This window comes from Delftia sp. PX-1, assembly GCF_055797465.1.
On record NZ_CP184763.1, the window covers coordinates 4,333,346 to 4,349,707 of the forward strand.

Sequence of the window (16,362 nt, forward strand, 5' to 3'; positions counted from 1 at the left end):
CAGGCCCGATGCAGCAATGAAAATCCCGGCAGCAGACAGAAACATATCGCCGTGCTGCCGGAAACAATCCAGCCATTCGCCCTGGAAAATATTCCGCAAGTTTTACCGGTTGCAGGAATCATTTCCCATATCCAGGCCGCGCATTGCCTTCAAAAACGTCATCTGGCAAAGGATGACGTTTTTCGTCTGCGTTTGCCAGTCCCGCTTTTCCAATCCTCCTACAGTGGCATTTATTGCGGCTGGCAAGAATGGGGCACTCAACTCCAGGAAATCCAGCCATGTCCATTGCCTATTCCGATCCCCTGGCAGCGCCAGTGGTCCCTGCGGCCAATACATCCGTCAGCGGTGTTTCATGGGCGGCGATATTCGCGGGCGCCATGGCGGCGGCCTCGCTGTCGCTGCTGCTGTTCATTCTGGGCACGGGCCTGGGCCTGTCGTCTGTCTCGGTATGGACCGGCCAGGGCATGGATGCCGGCGCCCTGGGGTGGACGGCCGTGGCCTGGATCGCCTTCACCCAGCTGGCCTCCGCCGGCGTGGGCGGGTACCTGGCCGGGCGGCTGCGCACCCGCTGGCAAGGCGTGCATACGGACGAGGTCTACTTCCGCGACACGGCCCACGGCTTTCTGTCCTGGGCGCTGGCCACGCTGGCCATGGTGGCCCTGATGGGCGCTGCTGCAGGCGGTGCTGTCTCCGGCGCCTTCAAGGCCGCGCAGACCGTGGCCACCAGCGCCTCCAGCGTGGTGGGCGGCGCGATCGGCGCCGCCGGCGGTGCGGCTGCTGGCGGTGCCGCAGCCATGGCCGGTGCCTCGGGCGCCGATGCCTCGCCCCAGGGCCTGGCCTACTGGACCGGCAGCCTGTTCCGCAATTCCGCGGCAACCTCCGGCAGCACAACGCCTGCCGACATGGCCAGCGCCACGCGGGAGGCCGGCGTGATCTTTGCCCAGTCGCTGCGCACCGGCCAGCTTTCTGCGGCCGATGAGCAATATCTGGCCCAGCTGATTGCGCGCAATTCCGATATTCCGGTGGAAGAAGCGCAAAAGAAAGTGCGAAGCACCTTTGATTCCGTACAGATGCAGATAAAGCAGGCCGAGCAAAAGGCAGAAGAGGCCAAGCAAAAGGCCAAGCAGGCCGCTGAAGAAACGCGAAAGGCCACCGCCCATTCCATGCTCTGGCTGTTTGTTTCCCTGATGCTGGGAGCCTTTGTGGGCAGCCTGTGCGCCACCTGGGGTGGCCGCCAACGCGATGCCATTTGATTTTGCATCGCAGTCAACACCATCCAACCATTCATTGAACGGAGGCCATTCATGCGATCCATACTGCTTTTTCTTCTGGGCGTGCCCATTCCCATCATCATTTTGATTGCACTGATGTTCTGAAGGAGCGCCGCATGCCCGCACCGCGCCGCAGCCACCCGGTCACGCAGCAGCCGCGGCGGGCTGCTGCGGCCGGCGGGCAGGACAAGGCTGCCGCTTCGCTGGCGGCCTACCGGCAAAAGCGCGACTTCACGCGCACGCCGGAGCCCTCGGCAGAACCTTCCAGCGACACGATTGCAGGGCAGCCCGGCACGGGTGTCCTGCAATTCGTCATTCAAAAGCACTGGGCCAGCCATCTGCACTACGACTTCCGGCTGGAGCTGGACGGCAGCATGAAAAGCTGGGCCGTGCCCAAGGGCCCCAGCTACGACCCGGCCGACAAGCGCATGGCCGTGCAGGTGGAAGACCACCCCATGGCCTACAACCGCTTCGAAGGCCAGATTCCGCCGGGCCAGTACGGCGCGGGCAAGGTCATCATCTGGGACCGGGGCACCTGGTGGCCACAAGGCGACGCCGCCGAGGGCCTTCGCAAGGGCAAGCTCAAGTTCGAGCTGCACGGCCACAAGCTGCAGGGCCGCTGGACCCTGGTGCGCATGCGCGGCAAGGACGATGCCAAAAAACCCGCGTGGCTGCTGATCAAGGAGCATGACGGGCTGGAACGCGCCGCCGGCGAATTCAGCGTGGTCGAGGACATGCCCGACAGCGTGGCCGGCCTTCCCCTGGAACCTGCAGCAGCGGCAACGACAGAAACAACAACAGCAACAGCGCCAGCGCCAGCACGAAAGCAGCACGCCGGCACCGCGACCATGCCGCAGGAGATCGACCCCCAGCTGGCGACCTTGGTGGACCGCCCGCCCACGGAGGCCGGGCAATGGATCTTCGAGAGCAAGTTCGACGGCTACCGCCTGCTGGCCCGCATCGACAGCGGTACCGTGCGGCTTGTCACGCGCAACGGCAAGGACTGGACCGCCAGAATGCCTGCCCTGGCCCGCGCCTTGGCGGCCCTGCCCTTGCAAACAGGCTGGATCGACGGCGAGGTGCTGATGCCGGACAGCGACGACCGCCCCGACTTCCAGGCCCTGCAGAACGCCTTCGACGGCGAGCACACCGACCTGCTGGTCTTCTTCGCCTTCGACCTGCTGTGGCACGACGGCCAGGACCTGCGCCCGCAGCCCGTGGAACAGCGCCGCCAGCGGTTGCAGGAGCTGCTGCACAAGGCGCCGTCGGACCGCGTTCGGTTCAGCCAGGCCTTTGACGCCCCGCCCGCCGACCTGATGGCTGCCGCCTGCCGGCTGGGCCTGGAGGGCGTGATCGGCAAGCGGCGCGGCAGCGCCTACGTCTCGAGGCGCAGCATGGACTGGATCAAGCTCAAGTGCGGCCACCGCCAGGAGTTCGTGATCGCCGGCTATACCGATCCCCAGGGCTCGCGCACCGGCCTGGGGGCCCTGGTCCTCGCCGTGCATGGCGAGGACGGGCAGCTGCACGCGGCCGGCAAGGTCGGCACGGGTTTCAACGCACGCACCCTGGCCGACCTGCGCCAGCGCCTGGACGGCCTGGCCACCGGCACATCCCCGCTGGCAGACACCCGGGGCCTTGGCAGCCAGGTGCACTGGGTGCGCCCCACCCTGCTGGCCGAAGTCTCGTTCGCGCAATGGACCGCGGACGGCCGCATCCGCCACGCCGTATTCCAGGGCCTGCGCACGGACAAGCCTGCGCGCCGCATCGCAAAAGAGGAGCCACAGCACGTGCCATCGACCGCATCTTCACCCCGCACCGCAACCCGCCACAAAGCCGCCCCGCCCCGCATGGCCAAGGCGGCGCGCCTGCCCGCCACGATCGCCATCACCCATGCCGAGCGTGTCATCGACCCCTCCACCGGCATCACCAAGATGGAGCTGGCGCGCTACTACGCCACGGTGGCCCCCTTCATGATCACCCACCTCAAGGCCCGGCCCGTGGCCATGGTGCGCGCGCCGGAGGGCATCGAGGGCGAGCTGTTCTTCCAGAAACACATGGACCAGACGCCGCTGCAGGGCATTGCCGCCCTGGCGCCCGAACTCGATCCCGGCCATGCGCCGCTGATGGAGGTGGCGCGGCGTGAAGGCCTGGTGGCGGCCGCGCAGATGAACACCATCGAATGGCACACCTGGAATGCCCGCCGGGACCGCATCGACCGGCCCGACCGCATGACCTTCGACCTGGACCCCGGCGAGGGCGTGCCCTGGACGCAGGTGCAGGAAGCGGCCACCTTGCTGCATGTGCTGCTGCAGGAGCTGGAGCTGCCGGCCTTCCTCAAGACCAGCGGAGGCAAGGGCCTGCATGTGGTCGTGCCGATCAAGCGGCTGCTGGACTGGGACACGGTCAAGGCCTTCTCCCAGGCCGTGGTCCAGCACCTGGCCAGCACCGTGCCCCAGCGCTTCGTGGCCAAGAGCGGGCCACGCAACCGCGTGGGAAAAATCTTCGTGGACTACCTGCGCAACGGCTTTGGCGCCACCACGGCCTGCGCGTGGACAGCGCGTGCGCGGCCCGGCATGGGCATCTCCGTGCCCGTGGGCTGGAACGAGCTCGACAGGCTCACGGGCGGCGCGCACTGGACCATTCGCTCGGTGGACCAGCGCCTGCGCCTGGGCAACTCGCCCTGGGAGCACTACGGCACGGCGGCCACCAGCCTGGGCCGCGCCATGAAGGCGCTGGGCTTCGAGGCACCGGCCCGCGAAGCGCCGCCAACGAGGAAAGCACAACGATGACCAGGAAAGCCACATCTCCCCGCACGGCCCCGGCCGTCTCCTCGCGCAGCCTGTGGAAGGGGGCCATCAGCTTTGGCCTGGTCCACATCCCGATAGGCCTGTATGCGGCCACGGCCAGCACGGACATCGACTTCGACTGGCTGGACAAGCGCAACATGCAGCCCGTGGGCTACAAGCGCATCAACAAGGTCACGGGCAAGGAGGTGGCCTCGGCCGACATCGTCAAGGGCGTGGAATTCGAAGAAGGCCGCTACGTGGTGCTGAGCGCCGAAGAGATTGCTGCCGTCTTTCCCAAGACCACGCAGACCATAGAGATCGAGGCCTTTGTCGATGCCGACGATATCCCCTTCATCTACCTGGAGCGGCCCTACTACACCGCCCCCCTGCACCGGGGCGGGAAGGTCTACGCACTGCTGCGCGAGGCGCTGCGCAAGAGCAACAAGGTGGGCGTGGCCAAGGTCGTCATCCAGGCCAAGCAGCACCTGGCCATCCTGATCCCCTGCGGCCGGGCGCTGGTGCTGAACCTGCTGCGCTGGGGCGGCGAGATCCGTTCCTTCGAGCAGCTGGACCTGCCGCCGCTGGACGCAAGGGCCGCAGGCATCAAGGCCGCCGAAATGACCATGGCCCTGGCACTGATCAAGGACATGAGCCAGGCCTGGGACGCCGACCAGTTCCGCAACTCCTTCAGCGAGGAAATCCACCAGCTGGTGCAGGCCAAGGCCCATGCGGGCGACGTGCAAAGTGTGCAAAGGCAGCAGGACGCGCCCGCCGCACCCGCCAACGCAGCCGTGCTGGATCTGACCGCCCTGCTCAGGAGCAGCCTGGGCAAGGCAGGCAGCGGGGCCCCCGCCTCCGCGGCCAAGGAAAAAAATACCGGGGCGGCGGCAAAAGCTGCAAAAGCTGCAAAAGCGCCCGCGACCCGGCCAACGCCCAAGCCCCGAAAGCCAGCGTCCAAGGCGCCTGCAAAACGTTCAACATCCAAATGAAACGGACCATTGCCGTTTTGCATAATCTACAAATGGCATTTCATGATAAAAAATACATGCATTTTTGCCGCAAAAATGGATTCCATGATATTCATAGCAAATTCCAATGATTTACCAAAAGTAATCTTCCGAATTTCCTACACGCCGTGGATTTTTCAGGCAGCACAATGAAATTGCAGTGATGACGGCATCGCTGTTTACTTAAGGAGTATGGAAATGACGCAACAGACCAATAACCCTCAAGGCAACACGGCCAGCAACCAGCAAAACGACAAGAACAAGCAGAACCAGCAGCAGCAACAAAACAATCCGGGGCAGCAGCAGCAAAGCAATCCCAATAATCCCAACCACCAGCAACAGCAGAGCAACCCCCAGCGCAACCAGCCGGGTCAGCAGCAAAAGCAGGACAGCCACCAGCAGCGTTGAGCCGCAGGTTGCATGACCTGAAAAAAGGGTCCTCCGGGCCCTTTTTTTTATTTTCCCATTGCGGCAACTGAAAAACATACCGTTGCTCCGCTTGCAATATCCGCGTCAAAAGAACATGGCGTTCATTCCCAAGGAGTGCATCATGGCCAAGAAAGCCCCAGCTGAAAAGAAATCCCCATCCCAATGCCCCGTTGGCCACGGCGGAGAACTCCAGCAGCAGGCCGAAGCCTCTCATCCTGTATTGACGACGCAGCAGGGCATACCGGTTGCGGACAACCAGAATTCATTGAAGCAAAGGCCAAAGGGACCCACGCTGCTGGAAGATTTCATATTGCGCGAGAAAATCACGCATTTCGACCATGAGCGCATTCCGGAGCGGATCGTCCATGCACGCGGCACAGGTGTCCACGGTTATTTCCAGCTGACCGATTCACTGGAGCAGTACACCACCGCCAAGGTGCTGACCGAAACCGGCAAGCAGGTGCCGGTCTTCGTGCGCTTTTCCACCGTGGCCGGCGGCGCAGGCTCGGTGGACACCCCGCGGGACGTGCGCGGCTTCGCCATCAAGTTCTATACCGAAGAGGGCAACTGGGATCTGGTCGGCAACAGCATTCCGGTGTTCTTCATCCAGGACGCCATGAAGTTTCCCGACCTGGTCCATGCCGTGAAGATGGAGCCGGACCGGGGCTTTCCACAGGCTGCCACGGCGCACGACACGTTCTGGGACTTCATCTCCCTCATGCCCGAGTCCATGCACATGGTCATGTGGATCATGAGCGACCGCACCATCGCGCGCAGCCTGCGCATGATCGAGGGCTTTGGCGTGCACAGTTTCCGGCTGGTCAATGCGCAAGGCAAAAGCACCTTCGTGAAATTCCACTGGCGGCCCGAGCTGGGCATCCAATCCACCGTCTGGGACGAGGCCCTGAAGCTGCAGGCCGCCGACAACGACTACCACCGCCGCGACCTGTTCGAGGCCATCGAGGCGGGCGACTATCCGGCCTGGGAGCTGTGCGTGCAGCTGTTCTCGCAGGAACAGGCCGACGCCCTGCCCTATGACCATCTGGACCCCACCAAGATCATTCCGGAAGAGGAAATACCGCTGCGCAAGATCGGCCGCTTCGTGCTGGACCGCTGGCCCGACAACTTCTTTGCCGAGACCGAGCAGGTCGCCTTCTGCCCGGCCAACCTGCCCCCGGGCATCGACTTCAGCAACGATCCGCTGCTGCAGGGCCGCCTTTTCTCCTACCTGGACACCCAGCTGTCGCGCCTGGGCGGGCCCAACTTCACGCAGCTGCCCATCAACGCGCCCAAATGCCCGTTTGCCCACGACCAGCGCGACGGCCATATGCAGACCCAGGTGCCCAAGGGCCGCGTGGCCTACGAGCCCTCCAGCCTGCAGGCCGACAGTCCGCGCGCCTCGGCGGCGCGCGGCTTCAGGCACTTTGCCCAGGATGACGGGGACGGCGCCAAGGGCCGCATCCGCCCCGAAAGCTTTGCCGACCACTACAGCCAGGCGCGCATGTTCTACGCCAGCCAGAGCGCGGTGGAGCAGGCCCACATCGCCAGCGCCCTGGTGTTCGAGCTGTCCAAGGTGCAGACGCCGCATGTGCGACTGGCCGTGGTGGGCCACCTGCAGGTGATAGACGCCGACCTGGCAAAGCGCGTGGCCGACGGCCTGGGCCTGCCCCAGCTGCCGCCTGCCGCCAAGCCTGCCGTGCCCCCGCAAAAGCTGCCGCCCAGCCCGGCCACGCGCATCATCGACCGCATGAAACCCACACTGCAGGGCCGCTGCGTGGCCATCCTGGTGGATGAAGGCTCCAGCGCCCGGCACATTGCCGCCTTCCACAAGGCCCTGGTGGCGCAAAAGGCCAGCGTGAAGATCATTGCGCCCAAGATCGGCGGCGCCACGCTGGACGACGGCAGCCACCTGCCTGCAGACGGCCAGCTGGCCGGATCGCCCTCGGCGCAGTTCGACGCCGTGGTGTCCATCCTCACGCCGCAGCGCGGCGAAGCCCTGGCCCGGGAAGCGGCCGCCCAGGACTGGTTCCGCGATGCCTTCGGCCACCTCAAGGCCATTGCGGCATGCAAGGCCACGGGGCACATCCTGCAGACCGCGGGCATCACGCCGGACGAGGGCGTGTTTCCCATCGACACGCCCAAGCCCTTTGTCGAAGGCGCCAAGAAACGCTTCTGGGACCGCGAGCCCACGCTGAGGACGCTGGCCTGAGGCCGCCGGCCACCGGTTTTCGCGAATCATTGCTACCAAATGTCAACGCTTCGGCCCCGTGCAGGGGTCCGGGCATGGCGATTGCTGCAGCGGCTGCACGGCCGCTGCGGCCCGCCACCATCACAGGAGAAACCGTTCCATGATCGCTGCGCCACCCACACCGCCTGCCACACCTCCCGTCGCTCCGCCAGTCAATCCGCCGCCGACCGAGCCGCTGGTGCCACCCGTGGGTGATCCTCCGCCGGCTCCGGCGCCTTCGCCCTATTCCGATCCCCCCATCGCACCTCCGCCTCCGCCGCCGCAGGGGTTGCACTGACTGCAGACCTCATCCATGTCAACGACCGCATGCCCGGCTGGCGCCGCGTGCGGCGTGGCAAAGGCTTTTCCTATGTGGACCAGGACGGCAGGCCCGTGCGCGACGCCCAGGCGCTGGAGCGCATCCGCAAATTGGCCATTCCACCGGCCTATGTGGATGTATGGATCTGCCCTGACGCCCGGGGCCACCTGCAGGCCACGGGCCGCGATGCCCGCGGGCGCAAGCAATACCGCTATCACCCGCAGTGGCAGGAGCAGCGCAAGCAGGTCAAGTTCGACCGCATGCGCGAGTTCGGCCGGCATCTGCCCGCCATTCGGCGTGCCGTGGCGCGGGACCTCAGGCCGGGGCGGCCGCAGCTCGAAACCGTGGTGGCCACCATCGTCTGGCTGCTGGACTGCACGGCACTGCGCGTTGGTAATGACGAGTATTCAGAAGCCAATGGATCCTTCGGCCTGACCACGCTCAGGAACCGCCACGCCCAGGTGCGCGCCGGCGAGCTGACGCTGAGCTTCAAGGGCAAGAGCGGCGTCGCCCAGCAGGCCCGCGTGTCCTACCGGGCCGTGGCCCGCATCGTCAAGCGCTGCCAGGACCTGCCGGGGCAGCGGCTTTTCCAGTTCGTGGACGACGAGGGGGATGTTCACCATGTGCGCTCCGAGCACGTGAACGACTACATCCGCAGGATCTGCAGCAAGGCCGGGGCAGACGAGGCAGACGGACCGGACTTCAGTGCCAAGGACTTCCGTACCTGGCATGCCAGCGTGTACGCGCTGGAGCTGGCCATGGCCGCCGCAGCGTCACCGGCGGGCAGCCGCCATCCGGGCGCGCTCACCTTCACGGACCTGATCGCCGAGGTGGCGCGGCGCCTGGGCAATACCTGTACGGTTTGCCGCAAGTTCTACATCCATCCCCAGGTACTGGCCCTGTGCGAGCAGCCCGGACAATGCCCGCCCGCCGCGACCGCTGCACCCGCACGGCGCACGCGCGGGCTGAGCGCCAAGGAATGCCTGTTCCTGGGCCTGCTGGAGCCCCAGCCCCGGCCCCGCAGGACCCCGCCCCGCCGTGGCCAGGGCGCCAGCCGCCGGCCCGCCTGATCCGCTTGATCCCCTCTTTGCGGCGACGGCGGCGGGGACCGGACCACCCGGCAAGCACTGTGCCTGTGGACTGACACAGATGCATACATCCCAGCCCCTAAACTGCCGGATCATGAATTTTTGTCAAAACAGGCTGCGGCCAGCAGCTCTGGAGGCCATGGAATGAACCACGTGCTGATCGTCGATGACGACGCGGACTCGGCAGCCACCATGCGCGAACTGGTGGGCGTGGACCGCTTTTCGGTCGCCGTGGCCCACACCCTGCGCGATGCGCGCCGCCAGATGGCCATGCAGCCGCCCAGCCTGGTTCTGCTGGACCTGCAGCTGCCCGATGGCAACGGCATGGACCTGTTCGGCGACCGGCAAGTGCCGCAGGACTCGCAGATCGTGCTGGTGACCGGCCATGCCAGCCTGGACTCCTCCATCGAAGCCCTGCGCCGAGGCGCCATGGACTATCTGGTCAAGCCCGTGGGCATAGGCCGGCTCGAGGACATTCTTTCGCGCTTTCTCATCCCCACGCCGGGCCTGTCGGGCGCGGACAGCCGCAACGGCGCAGGCCCGGCCTCCGATCAGATCACGGCACAAGACCATTGCGCACCCGCTGGCAGCTACTGCGCGCAGGAAGGCCGCTTTGGCCGGCTCCTGGGCCAATCGCCTCCCATGCAGCGCCTGTACCAGCAGATGGAGCGCGTGGCGGGCACCTCGGTCACGGTGTTCCTCACGGGGGAGAGCGGCACCGGCAAGGAGGTCGTGGCGCAGACCCTGCACGACTTGAGCCAGCGGCGCAGCCGCCCGTTTCTTGCCGTGAACTGCGGCGCCATTTCGCCGCATCTCATCGAAAGCGAGATCTTCGGCCACGAAAAGGGCAGCTTCACGGGCGCCGACCGCCAGCACCAGGGCTTTTTCGAGCGCGCGGCCACGGGCACGCTGTTCCTGGACGAGATCACGGAAATGCCCATGGAGCTGCAGGTCAAGCTGCTGCGCGTGCTGGAGACCGGCCGCTTCATGCGCGTGGGCTCCACCCAGACGCTGCAGACCGATGTGCGCGTGATCGCCGCCACCAACCGCTGCCCCTTCGAGGCCGTGGCCAGCGGCAGGCTGCGCGAGGACCTGCTGTACCGGCTGAACGTCTTTCCCATCGAGCTGCCGCCGCTGCGCGAGCGCCTGTCCGACGTCCCGCTGCTGGCCCAGCACTTGCTGCAGGCCATCTCTCAGCGAGAGGGGCAGACCAAGCAGTTCACGGCGTCGGCCCTGAGGCAGTTGGCGCAGCACAGCTGGCCCGGCAATGTGCGCGAGCTGCGCAATGCCGTGCAGCGTGCCTACGTCATGGAGCCCGGCCCGCAGGTAGGCACCGAATGGCTGCCCCGCCCACCGGTGGCCATTGCCCAGCCCGCCCCCATGCCGGTGTCATTGCACGCATCCGTGCACACATCCGTGCCTGCACAGCTGGCCGCCAACGCCCCGCAATTGCCGCCCACTGCGCAGGCCGCGCCTGTCGCCGTGCATCCGTTCGCCGACCACGGCACGGCAGGCGACGCCTACGACCTGCCCGATATGGAGCCGGCCACCATACAGCTGCCCATCGGCATGACCATGGCGCAGGCCGAGCGGCTGCTGATCCAGGCCACGCTCAAGCAGTGCAAGTACCAGAAGGAACGCACGGCCGCCGTGCTCGGCATCAGCCTCAAGACGCTGTACAACCGGCTCAAGGACTATGCGGGCGGCAAAAAGGACAGGACGGACCCCGAACCCGGCTGACACGTGCGCAGACGCGCACAGCACCTGCTGCCGTTGCCTTGCGGGCACGCTGCTTGCCACCCTGCAAGCACCTTTGAGCAACCAAGGACAAGCCCATGGACTCCTCTCCTGCCCGCGCCTACGGTGTCTTCAAGCCCGTGGGCCACATGGTGGTCTCTTTTCCCACGGCTGCGCAGGCCGATGACGGCATGGCGGCGCTGCAGGCGCTGAACCTGCCCGAGCAGGACATACGGCGCTACACCGACCGGGAAATGCTGGCCCAGATCGACCAAGACCTGCGACAGGCCAGCCCCGTGGCCGCCGTGGGCCAGGAACTCAATCTGGTCAAGGCCCACCAGGCCCTGGCCGAGCGCGGCTACCACTGGCTGGTGGTACGGGTGGACAGCGACGAGGCCGCACGCAACGCCGCCGATGCCCTCAAGGCCGCCGGCGCCGAGCGCGCACAGCTCTACGGCCGCTTCATCATCGAGGAATTGATAGAACACGCCGCCGATCTGCCCCAGGTCAGCGAGTCGCCCGACCGGGGCCTGGACGCCCAGACACCTTCAGGCCGCGAAGCCGAGCGGGCACAAATCCGCCCTGCGCCGGCCCGGGGCAACGGCACCCCGCAACCGGAGCGCTGAGTCGCTTGCGACGGGCAGGCACGCCGATTGCCATTGATATTCAACTGCAACTTTTGTCAAAGGCGATGCCATGGATTTCCTCATCTGGCTGATGGTGGGCGGGCTGATCGGCTGGATCACCAGCATGGTCACGAACACCCAGGCCCAGCAAGGCATTTTGCTCAACGTGGCAATAGGCGCCATCGGCGCCTTGCTGGGCGGCTGGCTGCTGGCGCCGCTGCTGGCGCCCTCGGCCATGGATGCGCAGGCGCAGGTGCCGGCCACATCCATGTCCATCTTCATTTCCATGGCCAGCGCCGTTGCGCTGCTGGCCATCTTCAACCTGTGCAAACCGCGCATGCGCCACTGAGCCGGCCCGGCCACGGGCCATTGACTTGCAGGAAAGGAGCCTCCATGAGCAAAGATCCCTTCCAGACCAGAAGTACCGCTGGCAGCACCGACCTCTCCCGCCAGGGCAGCGCCGTGTGCAAGAAACCGCTGCGCTCCATTGCCACGGCGCTGGCGGCGGGGCTGCTGATCGCGCGCCTCGCACGCTGACCGGGCTCGGCCCTCCTCTCTTTTTCGACTTTCCTGCTTGCTGACTGCGCGCCCCGGCGCGCAGTCCTGTTTCCAGGGCCGCGAATGCCAGCTCAGTCCAGGCTTTGCGCAAGACAATCCTGCGCCGCCATGGGCACGCGCGGCAGGACCAGGGAGACGGCCAGGCCGCCGCTGGCTCCATCGCCGTCGCCTCCCCCGCTGCCGCCCTCGGCCCACGCCACGCCACCGCCAGCCAGGCACAGCCGGCGCGCCAGGGCCAGGCCGCAGGAGGCATCTGCATCGGCGTCGCTCAACCGCACGCCGGGGCGGGATTCCTGCGGCCGCTGCGGCGCCTCGGCGCTGGCTGCGGCCACTACGCCCGCTTCGCCCGCTTCGGCCGCAGCGCCCGATTCGCCCGGACCCGCCCCCTCCGGCCCCGGCCCGGCGCCCTGCCAGTGGGCCACGGCCTCGATGCGGATCTCCACCTGCTCGCCCTTGGCGGCCGATGCCGCAAGATGTCCGCCCACGGGATGTGCCGCCATGCGCACGCGGGCGCCATCGGGCAAGGCCTCGCGCACGGACAGGAAAATGCTGATCAGCGCCAGCTCCAGCTCGTCAGGGTCCACATACACGCCCAGGCGCGCGGCCGGCTGGCCCGGCGGGCTGGCCTCGGCGGGCTCAGCCACCTCCAGCGCCACGCGCTTTCCCAGCACCACGGCCAGCGTGCCCCGCACCCCCGGCAACCAGCGGTACAGATCCACCACCAGCGCATGCGTGCTGTGGCGCGGCCCGAAGCGCAGCAGCTGCTGCGTCAACCGGCTGGCCGTGTCCACCGAACGCAGCATGGCCTGTGCAGGCAGGCGCAGGTTCGGGTCCTCCGAACGACGCTCAATCAGATAGGCGCTGTTGCTCAGAACGCCGAGCTGGTTGTTGAACTCATGGGAGAAGCGGCCTGCCAGCCGGCCGACCACCTGCAGGCGCTCGTTCTGGATATGGGCCTCGCCGGCTTCGTTGTCCCGCTCCCCCGGTGCGCCGCCGGCCTGGCTGCGCCGGGCCGGCCTCATAGGGTCCGCCCTGCCACGCAGGGCCAGCCCCGCCAGGCCCAGGCCGGCCAGCGCAAACAACACGATCGCCGCCCAGATCACGCCCCTCAGGAGCGGGGAACACGCCGGATCCAGCGCGGAACAGGGAACCCAGCTCACCCAGGTCCAGCCCTGGGCCGTCCTGCTGAAGAAAACGCGCAGGGTGCCGCCCTGCGCATCGGGCACATCCAGCCAGCCGTGCGCCAGGCTGGAAGCCAGGCGCTCGCTGAAATCAGCGGGCAAGGCAGGCTGACCCGTTGCCGCAGCCGTGCCGGCCGGCACCGCACGGCCCGCGCTGTCCACCAGAAAGCCGGACCATCCCGCCTCCAGCAGCGGTTGGACGGCAGCCAGCGCCTGCTCGGCATTGGCAGCGCGTGGCTCCTGCCTGTCCAGCAGGCGGGCCGCGGCCATGCTGGCGATGCGAACGGCCTGCTCCTGCGCCGCGTGCCCGGATTGATAGGCGCGCAACAGCAGCCAGGACAAGGCGGCCAGCACAAGCACCAGCAAGGCCAGAAGCAACAGGACCCGTCTCAGGCGCATGGACATGGACGGCCCGCGTGCGGCGCCGCGCGCCCCGCCTTGCGGGACTGCATTGAGGGTTCCCGGCGGCGGGACCGTGTGAAAACCGGTGGATTGGTACATGGCAAAGTTTGCAGAAAACCTTGCGCCCGAGCGGAAATTTTTACCGCAGGCGCCTTGAGCGGCCCTGCTGTTGCAAAGCCGATACCCGCAGCGACGGCCGAACCCCGGGCCCCTGTGCCTTCTGCGCAGCAAGTACGCAGCAGGTTTCGTGCCCAAAGTGTATCCAGACGATTCGCCACGCTGATCGGGGCATGAACGTTGCGTCCTTGTGGCCATCGCAACAAGGAGACGAGATGGGTTCCATGCACCTCAAGGCGGACATACGCCAGTCCCAGACGCTTTCCCCGCGCTTGCAGCACGCGGTGCGCATGCTGCAGATGTCCTCGCTGGACTTTGCCGCGATGGTGCGCAGCAAGATGGAGGACAACCCATTCCTGGAAGATGCCGAGCCCGCAGATGACCGCGACCTGTGGGTGGCCGACATGCACCTGGGCGCGCGCCAGGCCGTTGACGCGGAAGGTTCCGCCATGGACACGGCTGCCTGCGAAACCACGCTGGCCATGCACCTGCACGGCCAGCTCAACGTGACGGCCATGACGCCGCGCGACCTGTGCATGGCGCGCGCCATCGTGGAATCGCTGGACGACGACGGCTATCTGCGCACGGACCTGCAGGAGCTGGCCGGCCTGCTGGCGCTCAGCCCGGCGCCCGATGCGCAGGAAATGCTCATCGCCCTGCGACTGGTGCAATCGCTGGATCCGGCGGGCGTGGCCGCGCGCAGCGTGGGCGAATGCCTGTTGCTGCAATGCCCGCAGATGGCCGACGCCACGCTGCGCCAGCTGTCGCAGACCCTGCTGCAGCACCACATGGACGCGCTGGCCGCGCGCGACGTGCCGCGGCTGGCCAAGGCGCTGCAGGTGCCGGCGGCCCAGGTCGTGCAGGCCATGGATGCCATACGGCGCCTCAACCCCAGGCCTGGCTGGAGCTTCGGCTCCACGCGCGTGGACTACATCGTTCCCGACGTGATCGTGCGCAGGGGACCGAGCGGCTGGAATGTGCAACTGAACCCCGCCGTCGTGCCGCGCGTGCGACTGAACAGCGTCTACGAGCAGCTGTTCCAGCGCCACCGCTGCACGGGCCAGGCCCAGCTGGCCGACCATCTGCAGGACGCGCGCTGGACCGTGCGCAATGTGGAGCAGCGCTTTTCCACCATCCTGGACGTGGCCCGGGCCATCGTGCGAAAGCAGGAGCTGTTCCTGGAGTTCGGCGCCATGGCCATGAAGCCGCTGGTGCTGCGCGAAATTGCCGAGGAAGTGGGTGTGCACGAATCCACCGTCTCGCGCGTGACCAACAACAAGTACATGGCCACGCCCACGGGCGTGTTCGAGCTCAAGCACTTCTTCTCGCGCCCCATGCTCAGTGCCAGCGGCAGCGCCTGCTCGGCCACGGCCATCCGCGAGCTGATCGGCGACATCATCGCGGCCGAATCCGATGCCCGGCCCCTGTCCGACGTCGATATCGCACGCCAGCTGGGCGCCCAGGGCCTGGTCGTGGCCCGCCGCACCGTCACCAAGTACCGCCAGCTGCTGCGCATAGCGCCGGCCGACCGGCGCAGGCGCCACGGCTGACACGGCACCTGCCGTCGCGGCCGCGGCCTTGCGATGGACCTTGGCGCCGCTGCCCGTGGCGGTGTGTCCTGCCAAGCCCCACTGCCGTGCAGCGGCTTGTCGCTCCCCCAGGTCCTGCCTTGTCCGACAGTTGCAGGCCGCCGTCCGGCCTAAGGTGAAGGCTCATGGATTGAAGGAGACCGCCATGGACACCCCTCCCCGCAGAGTGCACGCCCCCCTCGAACGCCAGCGCAGCGAGAACAACCACATCCGCGATGGCCGCTGGCCGCTGCGCATCGCCGCCCTCACGGCCGCCGTCGCACTGATCCTGGTGCTGATGTTCAACTTCATGGCACCCAGGGGGCGGCTGGATGCGCCCAGCGCCACCGGAACGCCAGCGACAGAACCCACCTCCTCTGCCTCGCCGGCCGCACCTGCCGCACCTGCCGCACCTGCCGCACCTGCCGCGCCGTCCATGACGCCGCCGCAGGCCGATCCGGCCACCGCACCCGCCACCACCGCGCCACGCTGAGCCCGCCTGCGCACTTGTATCAACCCTTCCCCTCAGGACAGCAGCAGCCATGAACCACCCCCTGCCCCACGCACCCAATATTCCCCAGGTGCCGACCACGCCCAACGACCCCGTGGCACCCGACGATCCCAACCGCCAGCCCGGCCGCCCGCGCGGACCCGAGCCGATAGATCCGCCCACCACGGCGCCCCCCATAGAATTGCCGCCCGCGCCCGAGCAGGAACAGACCCGCAAGGGAGAGTGACATGCCCCGAGGAGACCAATCCACCGATACCCATGAGCGAAAACGCCAGGCCCGGCACATAGTGCACAGCCACGAATCGCGCGGCGCAGGCCATGAAGAGGCCGAAAGGCGCCTGTGGGCCACCGTGGACAAGGACAGCGGCGGCGGCAGGCAATCGGGCTGCGGCCGGGGCCGGCAAGCAGCGCATTGCGCTGCCCGCAAGAGCGCCCGCAGGCGAGGCGCCGCACCTGCAGCGCAATCCGCCTCGCGATAGCTGCGCCGCCCCCGCGGCCCCGGCGCCTGGATCAACGACACAGGCCGGCCCGCGAA

Annotated in this window: 15 protein-coding genes; 14 read left to right on the top strand and 1 reads right to left on the bottom strand. The window is 67.1% G+C overall.

What is annotated here, in order from left to right; genetic code table 11:
- Window positions 1-278 precede the first annotated feature (278 nt).
- The 10 genes from ACN20X_RS19880 (at window position 279) to ACN20X_RS19925 (ending at window position 12,027) form a co-directional block, all read left to right on the top strand.
- The gene (locus ACN20X_RS19880; RefSeq protein ID WP_016451500.1) at window positions 279-1,253 is read left to right on the top strand and encodes a hypothetical protein; all 975 of its coding nucleotides are present in this window, start codon (window positions 279-281) and stop codon (window positions 1,251-1,253) included.
- Window positions 1,254-1,387: 134 nt separating this feature from the next.
- Entirely contained in the window at window positions 1,388-4,060 is a 2,673-nt protein-coding gene (gene ligD / locus ACN20X_RS19885) for a DNA ligase D (RefSeq protein ID WP_473209783.1), read from the top strand.
- Window positions 4,057-5,046: a non-homologous end joining protein Ku gene (gene ku / locus ACN20X_RS19890; RefSeq protein ID WP_473209784.1), complete on the top strand. Its 990-nt coding sequence runs from the start codon at window positions 4,057-4,059 to the stop codon at window positions 5,044-5,046. Before ligD ends, ku begins: the two co-directional genes overlap by 4 nt.
- Before the next feature lie 216 nt (window positions 5,047-5,262).
- Complete coding sequence (locus ACN20X_RS19895; RefSeq protein ID WP_016446344.1) at window positions 5,263-5,472, top strand: hypothetical protein; 210 nt, start codon at window positions 5,263-5,265, stop codon at window positions 5,470-5,472.
- A 142-nt stretch (window positions 5,473-5,614) separates the two neighbouring features.
- Window positions 5,615-7,702 (top strand): catalase, encoded by a 2,088-nt coding sequence (locus tag ACN20X_RS19900; RefSeq protein ID WP_473209785.1) that lies wholly within the window; start codon window positions 5,615-5,617, stop codon window positions 7,700-7,702.
- Between the two features lie 345 nt (window positions 7,703-8,047).
- Window positions 8,048-9,109 carry a DNA topoisomerase IB gene (locus tag ACN20X_RS19905; protein ID WP_473209786.1) on the top strand — a complete coding sequence of 354 codons (1,062 nt, stop codon included), beginning with the start codon at window positions 8,048-8,050 and terminating at the stop codon, window positions 9,107-9,109.
- Between the two features lie 162 nt (window positions 9,110-9,271).
- Window positions 9,272-10,867 carry a sigma-54-dependent transcriptional regulator gene (locus ACN20X_RS19910; RefSeq protein WP_016446348.1) on the top strand — a complete coding sequence of 532 codons (1,596 nt, stop codon included), beginning with the start codon at window positions 9,272-9,274 and terminating at the stop codon, window positions 10,865-10,867.
- Between the two features lie 95 nt (window positions 10,868-10,962).
- Entirely contained in the window at window positions 10,963-11,490 is a 528-nt protein-coding gene (locus ACN20X_RS19915) for a hypothetical protein (protein WP_343740113.1), read from the top strand.
- 70 nt (window positions 11,491-11,560) lie between these two features.
- Window positions 11,561-11,839: a GlsB/YeaQ/YmgE family stress response membrane protein gene (locus ACN20X_RS19920; protein WP_016446350.1), complete on the top strand. Its 279-nt coding sequence runs from the start codon at window positions 11,561-11,563 to the stop codon at window positions 11,837-11,839.
- 44 nt (window positions 11,840-11,883) lie between these two features.
- Window positions 11,884-12,027 carry a hypothetical protein gene (locus tag ACN20X_RS19925; RefSeq protein ID WP_016446351.1) on the top strand — a complete coding sequence of 48 codons (144 nt, stop codon included), beginning with the start codon at window positions 11,884-11,886 and terminating at the stop codon, window positions 12,025-12,027.
- A gap of 92 nt (window positions 12,028-12,119) precedes the next feature.
- On the opposite strand, the gene ACN20X_RS19930 is transcribed toward ACN20X_RS19925, so the two are convergent.
- Entirely contained in the window at window positions 12,120-13,730 is a 1,611-nt protein-coding gene (locus ACN20X_RS19930) for a nitrogen regulation protein NR(II) (RefSeq protein ID WP_343740112.1), read from the bottom strand.
- 233 nt (window positions 13,731-13,963) lie between these two features.
- Here ACN20X_RS19930 and rpoN point away from each other — a divergent pair, with 233 nt between their 5' ends.
- The 4 genes from rpoN (at window position 13,964) to ACN20X_RS19950 (ending at window position 16,306) form a co-directional block, all read left to right on the top strand.
- Window positions 13,964-15,298, top strand: coding sequence for an RNA polymerase factor sigma-54 (gene rpoN / locus ACN20X_RS19935; RefSeq protein WP_126312568.1), 1,335 nt, complete (start codon window positions 13,964-13,966; stop codon window positions 15,296-15,298).
- Between the two features lie 184 nt (window positions 15,299-15,482).
- Window positions 15,483-15,809 (top strand): hypothetical protein, encoded by a 327-nt coding sequence (locus ACN20X_RS19940; protein ID WP_061287946.1) that lies wholly within the window; start codon window positions 15,483-15,485, stop codon window positions 15,807-15,809.
- A 49-nt stretch (window positions 15,810-15,858) separates the two neighbouring features.
- Window positions 15,859-16,053: a hypothetical protein gene (locus ACN20X_RS19945; RefSeq protein ID WP_016446355.1), complete on the top strand. Its 195-nt coding sequence runs from the start codon at window positions 15,859-15,861 to the stop codon at window positions 16,051-16,053.
- Between the two features lies 1 nt (window position 16,054).
- Entirely contained in the window at window positions 16,055-16,306 is a 252-nt protein-coding gene (locus ACN20X_RS19950) for a plasmid stabilization protein (protein ID WP_212645303.1), read from the top strand.
- Window positions 16,307-16,362 lie beyond the last annotated feature (56 nt).

Bases quoted from the DNA above. Each gene is read 5' to 3' on its own strand.
- ACN20X_RS19880 (WP_016451500.1), top strand. From the start codon at position 279: ATGTCCATTGCCTATTCCGATCCCCTGGCAGCGCCAGTGGTCCCTGCG.
- ligD (WP_473209783.1), top strand. From the start codon at position 1,388: ATGCCCGCACCGCGCCGCAGCCACCCGGTCACGCAGCAGCCGCGGCGG.
- ku (WP_473209784.1), top strand. From the start codon at position 4,057: ATGACCAGGAAAGCCACATCTCCCCGCACGGCCCCGGCCGTCTCCTCG.
- ACN20X_RS19895 (WP_016446344.1), top strand. From the start codon at position 5,263: ATGACGCAACAGACCAATAACCCTCAAGGCAACACGGCCAGCAACCAG.
- ACN20X_RS19900 (WP_473209785.1), top strand. From the start codon at position 5,615: ATGGCCAAGAAAGCCCCAGCTGAAAAGAAATCCCCATCCCAATGCCCC.
- ACN20X_RS19905 (WP_473209786.1), top strand. From the start codon at position 8,048: ATGCCCGGCTGGCGCCGCGTGCGGCGTGGCAAAGGCTTTTCCTATGTG.
- ACN20X_RS19910 (WP_016446348.1), top strand. From the start codon at position 9,272: ATGAACCACGTGCTGATCGTCGATGACGACGCGGACTCGGCAGCCACC.
- ACN20X_RS19915 (WP_343740113.1), top strand. From the start codon at position 10,963: ATGGACTCCTCTCCTGCCCGCGCCTACGGTGTCTTCAAGCCCGTGGGC.
- ACN20X_RS19920 (WP_016446350.1), top strand. From the start codon at position 11,561: ATGGATTTCCTCATCTGGCTGATGGTGGGCGGGCTGATCGGCTGGATC.
- ACN20X_RS19925 (WP_016446351.1), top strand. From the start codon at position 11,884: ATGAGCAAAGATCCCTTCCAGACCAGAAGTACCGCTGGCAGCACCGAC.
- ACN20X_RS19930 (WP_343740112.1), bottom strand. From the start codon at position 13,730: ATGTACCAATCCACCGGTTTTCACACGGTCCCGCCGCCGGGAACCCTC.
- rpoN (WP_126312568.1), top strand. From the start codon at position 13,964: ATGGGTTCCATGCACCTCAAGGCGGACATACGCCAGTCCCAGACGCTT.
- ACN20X_RS19940 (WP_061287946.1), top strand. From the start codon at position 15,483: ATGGACACCCCTCCCCGCAGAGTGCACGCCCCCCTCGAACGCCAGCGC.
- ACN20X_RS19945 (WP_016446355.1), top strand. From the start codon at position 15,859: ATGAACCACCCCCTGCCCCACGCACCCAATATTCCCCAGGTGCCGACC.
- ACN20X_RS19950 (WP_212645303.1), top strand. From the start codon at position 16,055: ATGCCCCGAGGAGACCAATCCACCGATACCCATGAGCGAAAACGCCAG.